Source organism: Bacteroides sp. AF39-16AC, from assembly GCF_003602735.1.
In the GTDB taxonomy this organism is placed as follows: domain Bacteria; phylum Bacteroidota; class Bacteroidia; order Bacteroidales; family Bacteroidaceae; genus Bacteroides; species Bacteroides uniformis.
Genome location: NZ_QTLN01000009.1, coordinates 22,474 through 36,195 on the forward strand (window position 1 = coordinate 22,474; position 13,722 = coordinate 36,195).

General features: G+C 47.6%; 15 protein-coding genes. 3 read left to right on the top strand and 12 right to left on the bottom strand.

The genetic code is table 11. The features are described 5' to 3' along the window. Positions 1-22 precede the first annotated feature (22 nt). The 4 genes from hutI to DW039_RS09555 form a co-directional block, all read right to left on the bottom strand. A complete protein-coding gene (gene hutI, locus DW039_RS09540) occupies positions 23-1,276 on the bottom strand; it encodes an imidazolonepropionase (protein WP_120381889.1) in 1,254 nt (417 codons plus the stop codon). 63 nt (positions 1,277-1,339) lie between these two features. Continuing rightward, positions 1,340-2,230 (bottom strand): glutamate formimidoyltransferase, encoded by an 891-nt coding sequence (gene ftcD, locus DW039_RS09545; protein WP_005833514.1) that lies wholly within the window; start codon positions 2,228-2,230, stop codon positions 1,340-1,342. Between the two features lie 147 nt (positions 2,231-2,377). Beyond that, positions 2,378-4,360: a urocanate hydratase gene (locus DW039_RS09550; RefSeq protein ID WP_087333287.1), complete on the bottom strand. Its 1,983-nt coding sequence runs from the start codon at positions 4,358-4,360 to the stop codon at positions 2,378-2,380. Between the two features lie 137 nt (positions 4,361-4,497). Then, positions 4,498-5,157, bottom strand: coding sequence for a lipocalin family protein (locus tag DW039_RS09555; RefSeq protein ID WP_120381890.1), 660 nt, complete (start codon positions 5,155-5,157; stop codon positions 4,498-4,500). Positions 5,158-5,589: 432 nt separating this feature from the next. Between DW039_RS09555 and DW039_RS09565 the strand changes: the two genes are divergently transcribed. Together DW039_RS09565 and DW039_RS09570 are read left to right on the top strand one after the other, a co-directional pair. Next, complete coding sequence (locus DW039_RS09565; RefSeq protein ID WP_005825664.1) at positions 5,590-5,868, top strand: LysO family transporter; 279 nt, start codon at positions 5,590-5,592, stop codon at positions 5,866-5,868. Further along, positions 5,865-6,485, top strand: coding sequence for a lysine exporter LysO family protein (locus tag DW039_RS09570; protein WP_005825665.1), 621 nt, complete (start codon positions 5,865-5,867; stop codon positions 6,483-6,485). Before DW039_RS09565 ends, DW039_RS09570 begins: the two co-directional genes overlap by 4 nt. Before the next feature lie 229 nt (positions 6,486-6,714). Here DW039_RS09570 and DW039_RS09575 read toward each other — a convergent pair whose 3' ends face one another. Then, entirely contained in the window at positions 6,715-7,167 is a 453-nt protein-coding gene (locus DW039_RS09575) for a DUF6078 family protein (RefSeq protein WP_009037297.1), read from the bottom strand. 11 nt (positions 7,168-7,178) lie between these two features. Continuing rightward, the gene (locus DW039_RS09580) at positions 7,179-7,823 is read right to left on the bottom strand and encodes a DUF6563 family protein (RefSeq protein WP_034532588.1); all 645 of its coding nucleotides are present in this window, start codon (positions 7,821-7,823) and stop codon (positions 7,179-7,181) included. Positions 7,824-7,949: 126 nt separating this feature from the next. Here DW039_RS09580 and DW039_RS09585 point away from each other — a divergent pair, with 126 nt between their 5' ends. Beyond that, the gene (locus tag DW039_RS09585) at positions 7,950-9,848 is read left to right on the top strand and encodes a MutS family DNA mismatch repair protein (RefSeq protein WP_120381891.1); all 1,899 of its coding nucleotides are present in this window, start codon (positions 7,950-7,952) and stop codon (positions 9,846-9,848) included. Between the two features lie 40 nt (positions 9,849-9,888). On the opposite strand, the gene DW039_RS09590 is transcribed toward DW039_RS09585, so the two are convergent. The 6 genes from DW039_RS09590 to rpsK form a co-directional block, all read right to left on the bottom strand. After that, positions 9,889-10,428 carry a hypothetical protein gene (locus DW039_RS09590; RefSeq protein WP_005833536.1) on the bottom strand — a complete coding sequence of 180 codons (540 nt, stop codon included), beginning with the start codon at positions 10,426-10,428 and terminating at the stop codon, positions 9,889-9,891. 109 nt (positions 10,429-10,537) lie between these two features. Continuing rightward, positions 10,538-10,951 carry a hypothetical protein gene (locus DW039_RS09595; RefSeq protein ID WP_120381892.1) on the bottom strand — a complete coding sequence of 138 codons (414 nt, stop codon included), beginning with the start codon at positions 10,949-10,951 and terminating at the stop codon, positions 10,538-10,540. 141 nt (positions 10,952-11,092) lie between these two features. Then, positions 11,093-11,596, bottom strand: coding sequence for a 50S ribosomal protein L17 (rplQ, locus tag DW039_RS09600; protein WP_005825680.1), 504 nt, complete (start codon positions 11,594-11,596; stop codon positions 11,093-11,095). A gap of 3 nt (positions 11,597-11,599) precedes the next feature. Beyond that, complete coding sequence (locus tag DW039_RS09605; RefSeq protein ID WP_005825683.1) at positions 11,600-12,592, bottom strand: DNA-directed RNA polymerase subunit alpha; 993 nt, start codon at positions 12,590-12,592, stop codon at positions 11,600-11,602. An 11-nt stretch (positions 12,593-12,603) separates the two neighbouring features. Further along, on the bottom strand, positions 12,604-13,209 hold the full coding sequence (gene rpsD / locus DW039_RS09610) for a 30S ribosomal protein S4 (RefSeq protein WP_005825685.1): 606 nt from the start codon (positions 13,207-13,209) through the stop codon (positions 12,604-12,606). Positions 13,210-13,326: 117 nt separating this feature from the next. Then, positions 13,327-13,716, bottom strand: a complete 390-nt coding sequence (gene rpsK / locus DW039_RS09615; protein WP_002558049.1) for a 30S ribosomal protein S11 — start codon at positions 13,714-13,716, stop codon at positions 13,327-13,329. Positions 13,717-13,722 lie beyond the last annotated feature (6 nt).

The window sequence follows — 13,722 nt, forward strand, 5'->3', positions numbered from 1 at the left end:
TAAGAGGGGATATCAGCACTTCTTAAAGTACAGGATAAAGCACTCCCCCCTTTATGGTGGTATTGACACAATTCATACCTACATAATAAGGTAGAAAGTGATAATTATCCGTATTGAGCACTACGAAGTCTCCTTTCTTGCCCACCTCGATGCTGCCGATGCTATCCGCGCGGTTCAAGGCGGCGGCACCGTTCAAGGTCAGGGCAGTGATGGCCTCTTCAATACTCATTTTCATATAAATGCACGCCAAGGCAAATGTCAGGGGGATGGAGCCGGAGAAACAACTGCCCGGATTGAGGTCGGTGGCAAGGGCCACGGCACAACCGGCATCAATCATTTCGCGTCCACGAGCATAGGGTTCTTTCAAAGTAAAGGCTGTCAGCGGAAGAAGGGTCGCCACAACTCCCTTGTCGGCCATGGCGTGGATGTCCGCATCCGAAGCATGCAGCAGATGGTCGGCAGAGACGGCAGAAAGTTCAGCAGCCAGTCCGGCACCCCCTAATGGTACAATCTCGTCGGCATGGAGTTTCAAGGCAAGTCCCATTTCCTTGGCTACCAGCAAAAGGCGACGGGACTGCTCGATGGAGAAAACGCCCTGCTCACAGAAGACATCGCAGAACTCTGCCAAATTATTATGAACCACTACGGGCATCACTTCGCGGATAATGTAGTCCACGTACTCGTCCGTCTGTCCGTTGTATTCTGCAGGCACAGCATGTGCACCGAGAAAAGTGGAGACAACGTCTACACGCTTGTGCTCGTCATTATTAAGGCTACGCATCACCCGAAGCTGCAGGAGCTCGGTTTCCTTGTCCAGACCGTAGCCGCTCTTTCCCTCTACGGTAGTCACTCCCATAGCACTCATCTGCTTCAGAAAGCCCTCCGCCTTGCTGCGCAGCTGGATGAAATTGCATGCACGGGTAGCTTTCACCGTACTCACGATGCCTCCTCCACGTTCCATGATGGACATGTAACTCTCTCCCTTCAAACGCCAGGAGAACTCCTCGGCACGCTCGCCACCAAACACAAAATGTGTGTGTGAGTCCACAAAGCCGGGTAGCAGACACTTGCCGCGGGCATTGTAATGCCAGTAGTGCTGATAATAGCCGTCACGCTCCTCTCCACGGTTAGGTCCGACGTAGGTGATGATGCCATCGGTCACTTCCACCGTAGCATTGTCGATGATGCTCAGTTGCTCCATCTCCTTGCCGCAACGGGCAGAAAAGCCGAGGGGGGTCACTACACGGGTATTGAATATAATAAGGTTTTCTGTCATAAAGCCTCTCTCCTAACCCCTCCCCCGTAGGGAGGGGAATTAAGTTAGTACTATTTAATTCGGTTACATTCGTGCTTCTAAGACTTGCTCCATGGAGAAGTTCTCCAATCCCAGATAGTAGGACGCTGTATCTATCAAGGCCTCCATCGGCACCAGACCGATAATCTCACTGCCCACAATACTGACGCCGTAGCGGCGGGCTTCCACACGCACCAGTTCGAAAGCACGGTAGAGGGCGGTGCGGGTATAGTCCGTCATGTTGATGGATACCTGCGTGATGCCGCGGTCCTTCAACTCCACTCCCATTGCCTTGCAATAACGCAGTCCTCCGCCGATGAAACGGATTTTCTTAGCGATGTCATGGGCTATCTCCAGACTGGGGGTATTGAGGTTGATGTTATAAGCCACCAAAGGCATGCGGGCACCGATAGCCACTGTGCCTGCGGTGGGATGACGTTCGGCCAGTCCGAAGTCGGGATGCCATTCCGGTTGCTTTATCTTCTCGGCCATACCTTCGAACTCCCCTTTACGGACAGCAGCCAAATTCTCCCGATGAGGGGCAGAAGCAGACTTTTCATATAAGAAGACGGGAAGATTGTAACGTTTTGCAACCTCCTTGCCCACTTCTTTCGAGAGGGCAACGGCTTCTTCCATCGTCACATTCCGGATGGGGATAAAAGGTACTACATCTACAGCACCCATACGAGGATGCTGTCCCTGATGGTGATTGAGGTCTATCAGCTCTACCGCCACGCCGATAGCTTCGAGCACAGCATCACGAAGCGGTTCCGGCTCGCCCACTACGGTCACCACAAGGCGGTTGTGGTCTTCATCGTTACTGTAATCCAACAGTTTCACACCTTGTTTGCCCCGAAAAGGAGCTACTATCTTATCTATCTTCTGCAAATCGCGCCCTTCGCTGAAATTGGGGACGCATTCCATAATCTTATTCATAATGCTCTTTAAAAAAAAATATATATACTCTGATTTTTCAGACGCAGATGACGCGAATTCTTTTTATCGGAATACAGAGACGTCGGGATTCTTTTGAAAGAAAAAATCCGCGTTATCCGCGTCTAAAAAATGAAATCATCACTTTACTTACTCCTTCACCACTTTCTGCACCAACTTCTCATCAGCCACATACGGCATCGTGATATGATAGCCGTCTGCATGCGTACGGTTAAACTCCTCGCTCGTCTCCATGGCATGCGGATTGCGTGCCCACGAACGGCGGGCCACACCACCCATCACATCCCACAACATAGCGGAACGCAGGATTTCGTCTACCCGGTCACTGCCGTCGCACACCATGCCGAAACCGCCGTTGATGGCTTTTCCGATACCTACGCCACCTCCATTGTGCAAGGCCACCAAGCTCATGCCACGCGCACAGTTTCCAGCAAAACACTGCACCGCCATATCTGCCATGACATTACTGCCGTCCTTGATATTGGATGTTTCACGGAATGGAGAGTCTGTACCGCTGACATCGTGATGGTCGCGTCCCAACATAATGGGGCCGACCTCTCCCTTACGCACCATTTCATTGAAGCGCAAAGCTATATTCATACGTCCCACGGCATCCTGATAAAGAATACGAGCCTGCGTGCCTACCACCAAGTTGTTTTTCTCCGCATCACGAATCCAATTATAGTTATCCAAATCTTGCCCGCGACGTGTAGGGTCGATACATTCCATCGCCGCACGGTCGGTCTTCACCAAGTCTTCATGTTTTCCACTGAGGCACACCCAGCGGAACGGACCATAACCATAATCAAACAGTTCCGGTCCCATTATGTCTTCCACATAGCTGGGAAAGATGAAGCCGTTCTTATCATCTCCGTCCCGAGCAATTTCGCTCACGCCGGCATCGTAGACGGCTTTCATGAAGGAGTTCCCATAATCGAAGAAGTACGTGCCGTGTTCCACCAGCCTTTTTATAGCCTTGAAATGACGCTCCAAGGAAGCATCCACCAGACACCGGAATTTCGACGGATTCTCGTGCAGCATATGGGTACGCTGCTCAAACGTCAGTCCGGCAGGACAGTAACCGCCCTCATAGGTGGCATGGCAGGAAGTCTGGTCGGAAAGTAAATCTATGTGCAACTGCTTCTGCACCGCATATTCCAGCAAATCGACGACATTGCCGTGATAGGCCACAGAAACCGGGCGACACTCGTCCATGGCTTGTCGAGCCAGCGAGAAGGCTTCTTCCAGAGAATCTGTAACGTGTCCCACCCAGCCCTGGGTATGGCGGGTTTCGATGCGGGAAGCATCCACCTCGGCAATGATTGCCGCCGCCCCTGCCATCTCGGCAGCTTTGGGCTGCGCACCGCTCATGCCTCCCAGACCGGAAGAAACAAACAAGCGTCCGCGCAAATCGCCATCTTGCGGAATGCCCAGTTTCAGACGGCCTGCATTCAGCAACGTATTGAACGTGCCGTGCACGATGCCCTGCGGACCGATGTACATCCAGCCGCCGGCAGTCATCTGCCCGTAGTTGGCAACGCCCATCTGCATAGCGGTGTGCCAGTCCTTCTGATTATCATAGAGCCCCACCATCAGCGCATTGGTAATGATGACACGGGGCGCCTCGGGCTTGGACTTGAAAAGCCCCAACGGATGTCCGCTTTCGATGACCAGTGTCTGTTCGCGCGTCAACACTTCGAGGTACTGCTTGATGAGCCGGTATTGCATCCAGTTCTGGCAGACCTGTCCCGTCTCACCATAGGTAACTAATTCATACGGATAAAGGGCGATGTCGAAACAAAGATTATTGTCAATCATCACCTGGAAGGCCTTGCCTTCAATGCAGTTCCCCTTGTACTCGTCGATGGGTTTCGCTTTGAGGTCGCCCTGCGGGCGGTAGCGGTAGCCGTAGATACGTCCACGTGTACGCAGTTCTTCCATGAACTCCGGAGCGAGGGTTTCGTGCAGCTCTTTGGGGATGTAGCGCAAAGCGTTCTTCAATGCCGTAGCCGTCTGCGCAGGGGTAAGGGTGTAGCCACGGTCGGGTGCCCGCCGGATACCCTCGACAAAGGAAGGATAGGCAGGCAATGTTTTACTTAAGGTTATCTCCATGACATATAAAGATTAAGGATTTACAAAGTGTCAGCCCACAAGGGTTATATTTGCCGCAATATAGAAATAAATCCCGACATTCGCAATGGAATGCCGGGATTATTTATCTTTTAGTCAGAAACCAACAAAGAGGAATTCTATTTTAAAGCCATTTTATTGATTTTCATTATCTGATAGACACCTTCATAATCGGCGGCAAATCCGTCATCGGCTTTGCCCATATCGACTACTTCCAACTCTACGTATACCGGTTTTCCGTTTTTAATTCCTTTCGTCATATCATCATATTTCTGCATGAGTTCTCCGGTCTCATCCACAATCCAATAATCGGCAGAATCTCCTTCGGCTTTGAAGGAACGCACTTCATGGCCGACGACCAGCTCGCCTTTTACTGACAAAAGTTTCTTGGCAGGGGTAAGCACCGCGGCAGGTATTGTTTCTTGATTCAGTGCTTCATTGTTCCTGGCATATTTCAAGAGCAACTCTCCTCTTTTGAGAATCAAGCTGTCCTGCGTCAGTTTTTCTATTGTCAGCGTATCCGTGAAAGAAATATTCTGGTGATTGCCGATGCTGGTACCTGAAAGTAACAACCGGTTTCCTACTTTTTTCCATGCCTCATATTTCAAGGTGGCCATGTTAATGGAAGAGGCGCTTCCGTCCCCATCAAGAACGAAACCTTGTTGCATGCCGGGCATTCCCGGAACCGGCTCCACCCAGGAGCCTTCAATGGAGGCATTGTTGCAAGCAGTCAAAGCAACCATGCCAAGAACAGCAGTTAAATCTCTCAATCTTTTCATGTCTCTTTTCTTTCTAAAACTATATTTCTAAACAAAGGAACTCTTGTATTTCCTCTATGTTCCTGCAAAATAATGTTTTTACGGGAGCTTCCATATATTGAAGAGTCTTTTCACAAAACAAATTGTGAATATTTATTTGGAAATTATTCAAGCTAGCATTACCTTTGTACCGAAATTCAAAAAACGATATGAACCAGTCTTTAACTACAACATACAATACGCGCAATGCTGCATGGGGCAACAAGACCTTATGCGGCCATTTCATAGTGCACGTACATTGGTTCAGCGGATTCATTTAACTACCCTGCAATTTACATTTTACTATTTTGCACTTCCCTTACCGAGAAAAGGAGGGAGAAATGCCGTGTATGGGGTTTCCATTCGGAAAAACCGGACTAACCTATGTATTCACCAAAAAGAAGAAGAAAACTTATGTTTACAATTATATCTATCATGTTTATAGGAATCGGTATCGGATACCTGATGCGTAACGTACAAATGTTGCAAAAAGTGGAGAAAAGCGCCTCGCTCACCATCTTACTGCTGCTCTTTGTACTCGGTGTATCCATCGGCTCCAACCGTCTGATTGTTGACAATCTGGGAAGATTCGGGTGGCAGGCCGCCGTACTGGCCTCACTGAGCATTACAGGCAGCATGCTGGCCTCACTGATGGTGTTTCACCTATTTTTCAAGAAAGGAGAGAAGAGATGAAGGGAAGTTTGACGGTTGTTGCATTTTTCTGTGCCGGCTGCCTGATGGGAGTAGCCAATGATTTTCAGTTCGACCTGCACGACTTATCCATGTATGTGCTCTATGCATTGATGTTCCAGGTGGGCATCGGCATCGGGAGCAACAAGAAACTGAAGGAGCTGGTCAAGAGCCTGCGGCCCAAAATGCTTTTGGTGCCGATGGCCACCATTGTGGGAACGCTGTTGTTCTCCGCCTTCGCCAGTCTGCTGTTGAGCCAATGGAGTGTGTTCGACTGCATGGCGGTGGGTAGCGGATTTGCTTATTATTCGCTTTCCTCCATTCTGATTACGCAATTCAAGGAACCTTCCATAGGCCTGCAACTCGCCACGGAGCTGGGCACCATCGCCCTGCTTGCCAATATCTTCCGTGAAATGATGGCTTTGCTGGGTGCACCGCTCATCCGGAAATATTTCGGCAAACTGGCACCTATATCGGCGGCAGGGGTCAATTCGATGGATGTACTTCTACCCTCCATCACCCAATATTCCGGAAAGGACGTGATTCCTATCGCTATATTCCACGGAATATTAATTGATATGAGTGTACCGGTATTCGTATCCTTCTTCTGCAATCTGTAAACAGCAGGCCGAAAAGAGGGAGATAAGGCCTCATTGTATTCATACTGTAACAACGTGAACAACAGCGACTTCTCACTGCAAAGTGAGTGCATGCATTTTGCAGTGCCACTGCATACCGTTTGCAGCATCACTGCATACCTATTTGCAGTGATACTGCAACTGCTTTGCAGCGCGACTGCAACGGGTTTGCAGTGACGCTGCAAAAGGTGTGCAGTGACTTTGCAGCCGGTCACCAAGCTACCGCATACTCGTAGTGGTCGAACTTAGGCTTGGTGCCTATGCCTACCGCATTGAATACCCGGGCTATCCGCTGCTGTTCTTCGGGAGAGATAGGGCGCTCGCCCTTGCGGCAATGATAGTAATAGCGTTCGCAAGAGAAGCATCCCATCACGCGATGGCGCACGGTGAAAAGCAGCTTGGTGGGTACTTCGTCGAAAAGGCGTGTCATACCGCGGGCATAATGCAGCTGCTCGCTGGAGCGGTAACGGGCACAAGTGGAGGACCCGGACAAGCTGCCGACATAAAAAGGATTCACCGCACGAACGGACTGTGGCTGGGGGCCTTCACTCTCGGACAACAGTTGTGCCGCTATCGCCCGCAGGCAGGAAGAGGCTTTGGGGCACTTTCCGTTACCCGCAAAGCAGTATTCGTACCCATCGGGCACGTCTTGCAATAATATCATCTTATTAATGATTAATGATTAGTGATTAATGGACGGAGTGCACGCAGATACTTGCCGATGACCTCTGCCGACTCGCTTGTTTCTTTCTCGAATTCGGCGTGCAGTGTCGGGTATCCGGCAAGCAATTGCATCATTCGCTCACGTCCCACGAACTCGGACTTTCCGGTTTCGGGATTCAGTTCGTAATAGACGCGGGCATGCACCAGTCCCGAAGCATTGATGGCGTCTCCCACTTCACCGCCCAATCGTGTGGCATCATCGGGAGTCATGGTACTGGTGGCTGCTTGTCCCACAGGCTGTGCACAGAAGTAAACCTTGCCGCCGAGCCACATGGCAGGTGCATACCACTGCCCGAAGCGATAACGCTTATAGCGCATCTTACGGCAATTGACATAAAGCGAGGTATCTACCCGTACAGCATAACAACGGGACTTCAAATAACGGCAAAGACCGGGATTGTCGTCTACCGTAATACGATAATCGGCACCGCCCATGAGGTAAATCTGGTTCTTTGTACGCTTCTCAATCTTCAGTGTGGTAACCGTATCGCCACGGTTCTCCACCAACTCTTTCAGATTGGAATACATTACCTGTTGCGCCCCCACCGGCAAAACCGCCAGCAACATCAGAACGCCTAACAACCAACTCTTCTTCATATCCCAACCTCCTCTTTTCTGAAACTTTGTTTTAGTGAGCGAAAGGTACATTTTTTATCGGAAGTAGACAAAAAATCGCGGAAAAAACAATTGGAAATGTATATCTTTGCCTTAAACTTAACATGTATGGAGCAAATAAATACGATAGATAAAATCAGCGCCGTCTACCGCAACACGGCAGAAGAGGCAAGACAAGAACTGAATAAAGTACAACAGAAGATTTACCGCATCGGCAGCCTGCGCCTGCTGCTATTTGTGGCAGGAGTAGTAGGAATTATCTATTTCTGGAGCGAGAGCTGGGGTATACTGGCCTGCATTGCCCTCATCACCCTACTGCCGTTCCTATTTTTTATGAAATACCACAACCGGCTGTTCCATCGCAAGGACTATCTGGAAAAGAAGATAGAAATCAACGAGCAGGAACTCGCCGCTCTGGATTACGATACGTCTTCTTTCGATGACGGCGAAGCATACATCGACCCCACCCATCTCTACACCTATGATTTGGATGTTTTCGGTCCGCATTCCCTTTTCCAGTACATCAACCGTACCTGCACACAGCCCGGGAAACACCGCCTCGCCCACTGGCTGGGGAAACATCTCGAGAGAAAGGAAGAAATCATCCGCCGACAAGAAGCCGTCAGTGAACTGGCTCCGGAACTGAAATTCCGTCAGCGCTTCCGTATCCTCGGCCTGCTGTACAAAGGAAAAGCCGCCGATGAAACAGAACTGTGCCAATGGGCGGAAAGTCCGAGCATCTTCCGGAGCCGGAAATTACTGCGCCTCCTGCCGGTACTGGTGACGGGAGCCAACCTCATCTGCCTCGCACTCGTCATGGCAGGAATTCTGTCCGCAAGTATCTACGGCATCATCTGGACCTGCTTCGTCATCGCCGGCTTCGGCTTCACTGGCAAAGTCACCAAGATGCAGGCCATCTATGGCAAAAAACTGCAAATTCTCTCCACCTACGCCGCCCTGCTCCACCTCATGGAAAAGCAGCCTGCACAAGCCACCCTGCTCAAAGAGATAAGACAACAGATTGACGGAGAAAAACGGAAAGCCTCCCACTCCATCAGCAGGCTGAACAAGCTCATGGATGAACTCGACCAACGCAACAATGTCTTTATGTACGTCATTCTGAACGGCCTCTTCTTCTGGGAACTGCGTCAAATCATGCGCATTGAAGCCTGGAAAGAGCAATATGCCGCTGAACTGCCCGGGTGGCTCGATGCCATCGGACAAATGGATGCGCTCAACTCACTGGCAACATTTGCCTATAATCATCCGGACTATATTTACCCAAAGATAGTTCAAGCGGAAAGAAAGGGAAAAGGAAACCTAAATAAAGAAGAAGAAAGCAATTCTGAAACGGAAGCACCCATCAATGCCCCTTCCTCCTTCCGTCTCCGTGCCGAAGCCCTGGGCCATCCGCTGATGAACCGTGACCGCTGTGTCCGCAATGACATCGACATGGTGAAACGACCGTTTTTCATCATCGTCACCGGCGCCAACATGGCAGGGAAAAGCACCTATCTGCGTACGGTGGGCATCAATTACCTCCTTGCCTGCATCGGCGCCCCCGTCTGTGCCCGCCAAATGGAAATATGCCCGGCCCGGCTCATCACTAGCCTGCGTACCTCGGATTCACTGAACGACAACGAGTCCTACTTCTTTGCCGAACTCAAACGTCTGAAACTCATCATAGACAAGCTGCAGGCTGGTGAGGAGCTTTTCATCATCCTCGACGAAATTCTGAAAGGTACCAACTCCATGGACAAGCAGAAAGGCTCCTTTGCCCTTATCAAGCAATTCATGACTTTGCAGGCCAATGGCATCATTGCCACCCACGACCTGCTGCTGGGAACACTCATCGACCTCTTCCCCGATGACATCCGCAACTATCGCTTCGAAGCAGACATTACAGACAATGAACTGACCTTCTCCTACCGCTTGCGCCCAGGTATCGCCCAGAATATGAACGCCTGCTTCCTGATGAAAAAAATGGGGATTGCCGTTGCCGACTAATCCCCACCACAGTTAAAGTCAAGTCTAACTCTTTGACTGATTATGCTGTTTTACATTTCTCCAGGAAAGTAGACACTGCAACCGCATCGCTACCCGTATAGTAGCGTACGGAAGTTACCGGAGTATATGTGTAAGGCACAAACTGATACAACTGTACAGCCGCAAATTTATTGTCCTGCGAAATCATGACATCCATGCGCACATTTCCACTGCCGCTACTTTTTATTTCAGTCTCGCCATTCAGCTGTTCATTCTCAATCATATCTGTAAGTTTGCCCAAATATTTCAAATCGAAGAAAACACTGCGTTCCTTGGTCACACTGCCCGTCGGCAAATAGACCACTTCCTTCGATTTCCAAAACAGACGGAACACGCCAAGCAAGACGAATGCCGTACCCAGCACCATCAAAGCCATGCTGAGAGTGGAAGATTTATCACTCATCTCAAAAATGGATGCAAAAATAAAAACACCGACCAGCAGCATAGCTACTGAAAAGATAAGTCCTGAAACACTGGTACGCTTTACAATATCGGGATGTGAAGACGCAAAAAGAGTTGCGTCAATAGTTTGAGTTGCCATAATTATAATATGTTTTAATGAATTTATTAGAAATAGAAAATACAGTATTTCCCTGCAAAAACACATAGTCTGACCATACACAAGGGAAAAAGGAAGATTCAATAAAACACTAAATGAGAATACGCCTTAGCGTGAAAATGTAATATTCGCACACCGGCTGGCAACGATAATAGGCAGTGGCATCATAGAGTTTCTCACGATGCAGAGACAAAACAGCCGCTCGCTGGGCCAGTTTGTCAATCCAGTCCTTTAAAGAAAATATATATTCCGTGGTAGAAATGCGCTGTATACGGGAGTACGTCAGCGAATGTAATTGTCCACCCATGCCCGCCAGCTCTGCATCCGGCAGATAAGGCAATTGAGGCATCTCAATATAGGCATCAGTCTGCTCATGTACGGCAATAGTATTCTCACTCACAACATTCCCACCACTCGCCGCTTTATTGGCAAATGTATCGCTTACAGTCTGCCATAAAGCCAATGCAAGCACCATGAATCCTATGAATCTTAAGAATTTAGCCATATCTATGTGCAAATATAACAGTTTCTTTCAGGAATTTGTTTAATGCACACATCTTTTAATGTTTCTTGGATGATTTATAGGAAATAAAAAGCCGCTCCAAACAAATTGGAACGGCTTCTATATATAAAAAGAATAGTTGAATTATTCAGCTTTAGCTTCCTCAGCAGCAGGAGCTTCTGCAACTGGTGCAGCAGTTTCTGCAGCAGGAGTAGCTTCAGTAGCAGCAGCTTTCTTTGAACGGCGGGTACGAGTAGCCTTCTTGGCAACCTTTTCCTTAGCCATGTTTTCGTTGTAGTCAACGAGTTCAATGAAGCACATTTCAGCATTGTCACCCAAACGGTTACCAGTCTTGATAATACGAGTGTAACCACCCGGACGATCAGCAATCTTCACAGAGATTTCTTTAAACAATTCAGTTACAGCATACTTGTCTTGCAAATTGCTAAATACAACACGACGGGAATTAGTCGTATCGTCTTTAGCCTTTGTAATCAAAGGCTCAACAAACTTCTTCAAAGCTTTAGCCTTTGCAACGGTCGTAGTGATTCTTTTGTGCTTAATCAAAGAACACGCCATATTAGCCAACATAGCGTTTCTATGAGAGGCAGTACGACCCAAATGGTTGAATTTCTTATTATGTCTCATTTTTTATTCTTTATCTAATTTATATTTAGAAATATCAGTTCCAAACGACAGATTCAGACTTTCCAGCAAATCATCAAGCTCGGTAAGCGATTTCTTTCCGAAGTTTCTGAATTTCAGCAAATCCGTCTTGTTGAATTGTACCAAGTCACCAAGAGTCTCTACATCTGCAGCCTTCAGACAGTTGAGGGCACGTACAGAGAGATCCATATCAACAAGCTTGGTCTTTAGCAACTGACGCATGTGCAATACTTCTTCATCAAATTCTTCGTTGCCGTCAACATCATTTGTTTCCAGCGTAATCTTCTCGTCAGAGAAGAGCATAAAGTGATAAATCAGAATCTTTGCAGCTTCTTTCAAGGCTTCTTTCGGATGAATGGAACCGTCGGTAGTAATCTCAAGTACCAGTTTCTCGTAGTCGGTCTTCTGCTCTACACGGAAGTTCTCTACCTGATACTTCACATTACGTATCGGAGTATAAATAGAATCGATAGGAATTACGTTCACATCGGTGCAATATTCGCGGTTTTCGTCAGCAGGAACATAACCACGACCTTTGTTGATCGTAATATCTATCTGCATAGTCGACTTTGAATCTAAATGACAAATAACTAATTCAGGATTTAACACTTCAAATCCAGTCAAATACTTACCTATGTCACCTGCTTTAAATTCACTTGAATTCTCGACTGTAATACTTACTTTCTCACTCTCGAATTCTTCAACTACTTGCTTGAATCTCACTTGTTTCAGATTCAAGATAATGTTAGTAACATCCTCTTTTGCCCCCGGAACACTGGAAAATTCATGCTCAACACCGTCTATCTTGATAGTAGTGATAGCAAAACCTTCCAATGAAGAAAGCAGGATGCGGCGCAGTGCATTACCCACGGTAATACCGAAACCGGGCTCCAACGGACGAAATTCGAATTTTCCGAATCTAGAGTCCGCTTCCAACATTAATACTTTATCAGGTTTTTGAAATGCTAATATCGCCATGAAATTAATTATTATTTAGAATACAATTCTACGATCAAATGCTCTTTAATGTTTTCAGGAATGTCTGCTCTTTCAGGTACATGCAGCAATTTGCCTACCTTAGAGTTATCATCCCATTCCAACCAAGGATATTTGCTATGGTTAAAGCCAGCCAGTGAATTAGCGATAACTTCCAATGATTTGGATCTTTCACGAACACCGATCACCTGACCCGGTTTCACTGCATAAGAAGGAATATTCACAACCTCACCGTCTACAGTAATGTGCTTGTGGCTCACCAACTGACGAGCAGCTGCGCGAGTAGGAGCAATACCCAAACGGAATACGATATTGTCAAGGCGACCTTCCAACAATTGGAGAAGGATTTCACCAGTAATACCTTTAGCAGTCTCAGCCTTCTCAAACAAGTTGCGGAATTGTTTTTCCAAAACGCCATAAGTATATTTGGCTTTCTGTTTCTCACGAAGTTGAACACCGTATTCAGAAGTCTTTCTCTTTCTGGAATTACCGTGCTGTCCGGGAGGATAGTTCTTCTTTGACAATACTTTATCTGCTCCAAAGATACCTTCACCGAATTTACGGGCTATTCTTGATTTTGGTCCAGTATATCTAGCCATTTCTTTTAAATATTTAATTGTTTATTCATGAACTTGGGTTTGTTGCAGCCGCGATTGCAGAGAGAAAGTTTACAATCCAATAACAAAATCAAGTCTCACTTCTATTAAAGGTAAATTTTAAACTCTACGTCTTTTCGGAGGACGACAACCGTTGTGCGGAAGCGGAGTTACGTCAATGATTTCAGTAACCTCGATACCTGCACCGTGGATAGTTCTAATAGCAGACTCACGTCCGTTACCCGGGCCCTTCACATATGCTTTTACCTTTCTCAAGCCAAGATCGTATGCTATCTTAGCACAATCTTGAGCAGCCATCTGTGCTGCGTAGGGAGTGTTCTTCTTTGAACCTCTAAAACCCATCTTTCCGGCAGAAGACCAAGAAATGATCTGACCTTCGCTGTTTGCCAGAGAAACAATAATGTTGTTAAAAGATGAATGAACATGCAACTGTCCATTAGCATCAACCTTCACATTTCTCTTTTTTGCTGCAACTGTTTTTTTTGCCATATCAAC

Excerpts from the sequence above, each read along its gene's own strand:
- hutI (WP_120381889.1), bottom strand. The coding sequence starts at position 1,276 with ATGACAGAAAACCTTATTATATTCAATACCCGTGTAGTGACCCCCCTC.
- ftcD (WP_005833514.1), bottom strand. The coding sequence starts at position 2,230 with ATGAATAAGATTATGGAATGCGTCCCCAATTTCAGCGAAGGGCGCGAT.
- DW039_RS09550 (WP_087333287.1), bottom strand. The coding sequence starts at position 4,360 with ATGGAGATAACCTTAAGTAAAACATTGCCTGCCTATCCTTCCTTTGTC.
- DW039_RS09555 (WP_120381890.1), bottom strand. The coding sequence starts at position 5,157 with ATGAAAAGATTGAGAGATTTAACTGCTGTTCTTGGCATGGTTGCTTTG.
- DW039_RS09565 (WP_005825664.1), top strand. The coding sequence starts at position 5,590 with ATGTTTACAATTATATCTATCATGTTTATAGGAATCGGTATCGGATAC.
- DW039_RS09570 (WP_005825665.1), top strand. The coding sequence starts at position 5,865 with ATGAAGGGAAGTTTGACGGTTGTTGCATTTTTCTGTGCCGGCTGCCTG.
- DW039_RS09575 (WP_009037297.1), bottom strand. The coding sequence starts at position 7,167 with ATGATATTATTGCAAGACGTGCCCGATGGGTACGAATACTGCTTTGCG.
- DW039_RS09580 (WP_034532588.1), bottom strand. The coding sequence starts at position 7,823 with ATGAAGAAGAGTTGGTTGTTAGGCGTTCTGATGTTGCTGGCGGTTTTG.
- DW039_RS09585 (WP_120381891.1), top strand. The coding sequence starts at position 7,950 with ATGGAGCAAATAAATACGATAGATAAAATCAGCGCCGTCTACCGCAAC.
- DW039_RS09590 (WP_005833536.1), bottom strand. The coding sequence starts at position 10,428 with ATGGCAACTCAAACTATTGACGCAACTCTTTTTGCGTCTTCACATCCC.
- DW039_RS09595 (WP_120381892.1), bottom strand. The coding sequence starts at position 10,951 with ATGGCTAAATTCTTAAGATTCATAGGATTCATGGTGCTTGCATTGGCT.
- rplQ (WP_005825680.1), bottom strand. The coding sequence starts at position 11,596 with ATGAGACATAATAAGAAATTCAACCATTTGGGTCGTACTGCCTCTCAT.
- DW039_RS09605 (WP_005825683.1), bottom strand. The coding sequence starts at position 12,592 with ATGGCGATATTAGCATTTCAAAAACCTGATAAAGTATTAATGTTGGAA.
- rpsD (WP_005825685.1), bottom strand. The coding sequence starts at position 13,209 with ATGGCTAGATATACTGGACCAAAATCAAGAATAGCCCGTAAATTCGGT.
- rpsK (WP_002558049.1), bottom strand. The coding sequence starts at position 13,716 with ATGGCAAAAAAAACAGTTGCAGCAAAAAAGAGAAATGTGAAGGTTGAT.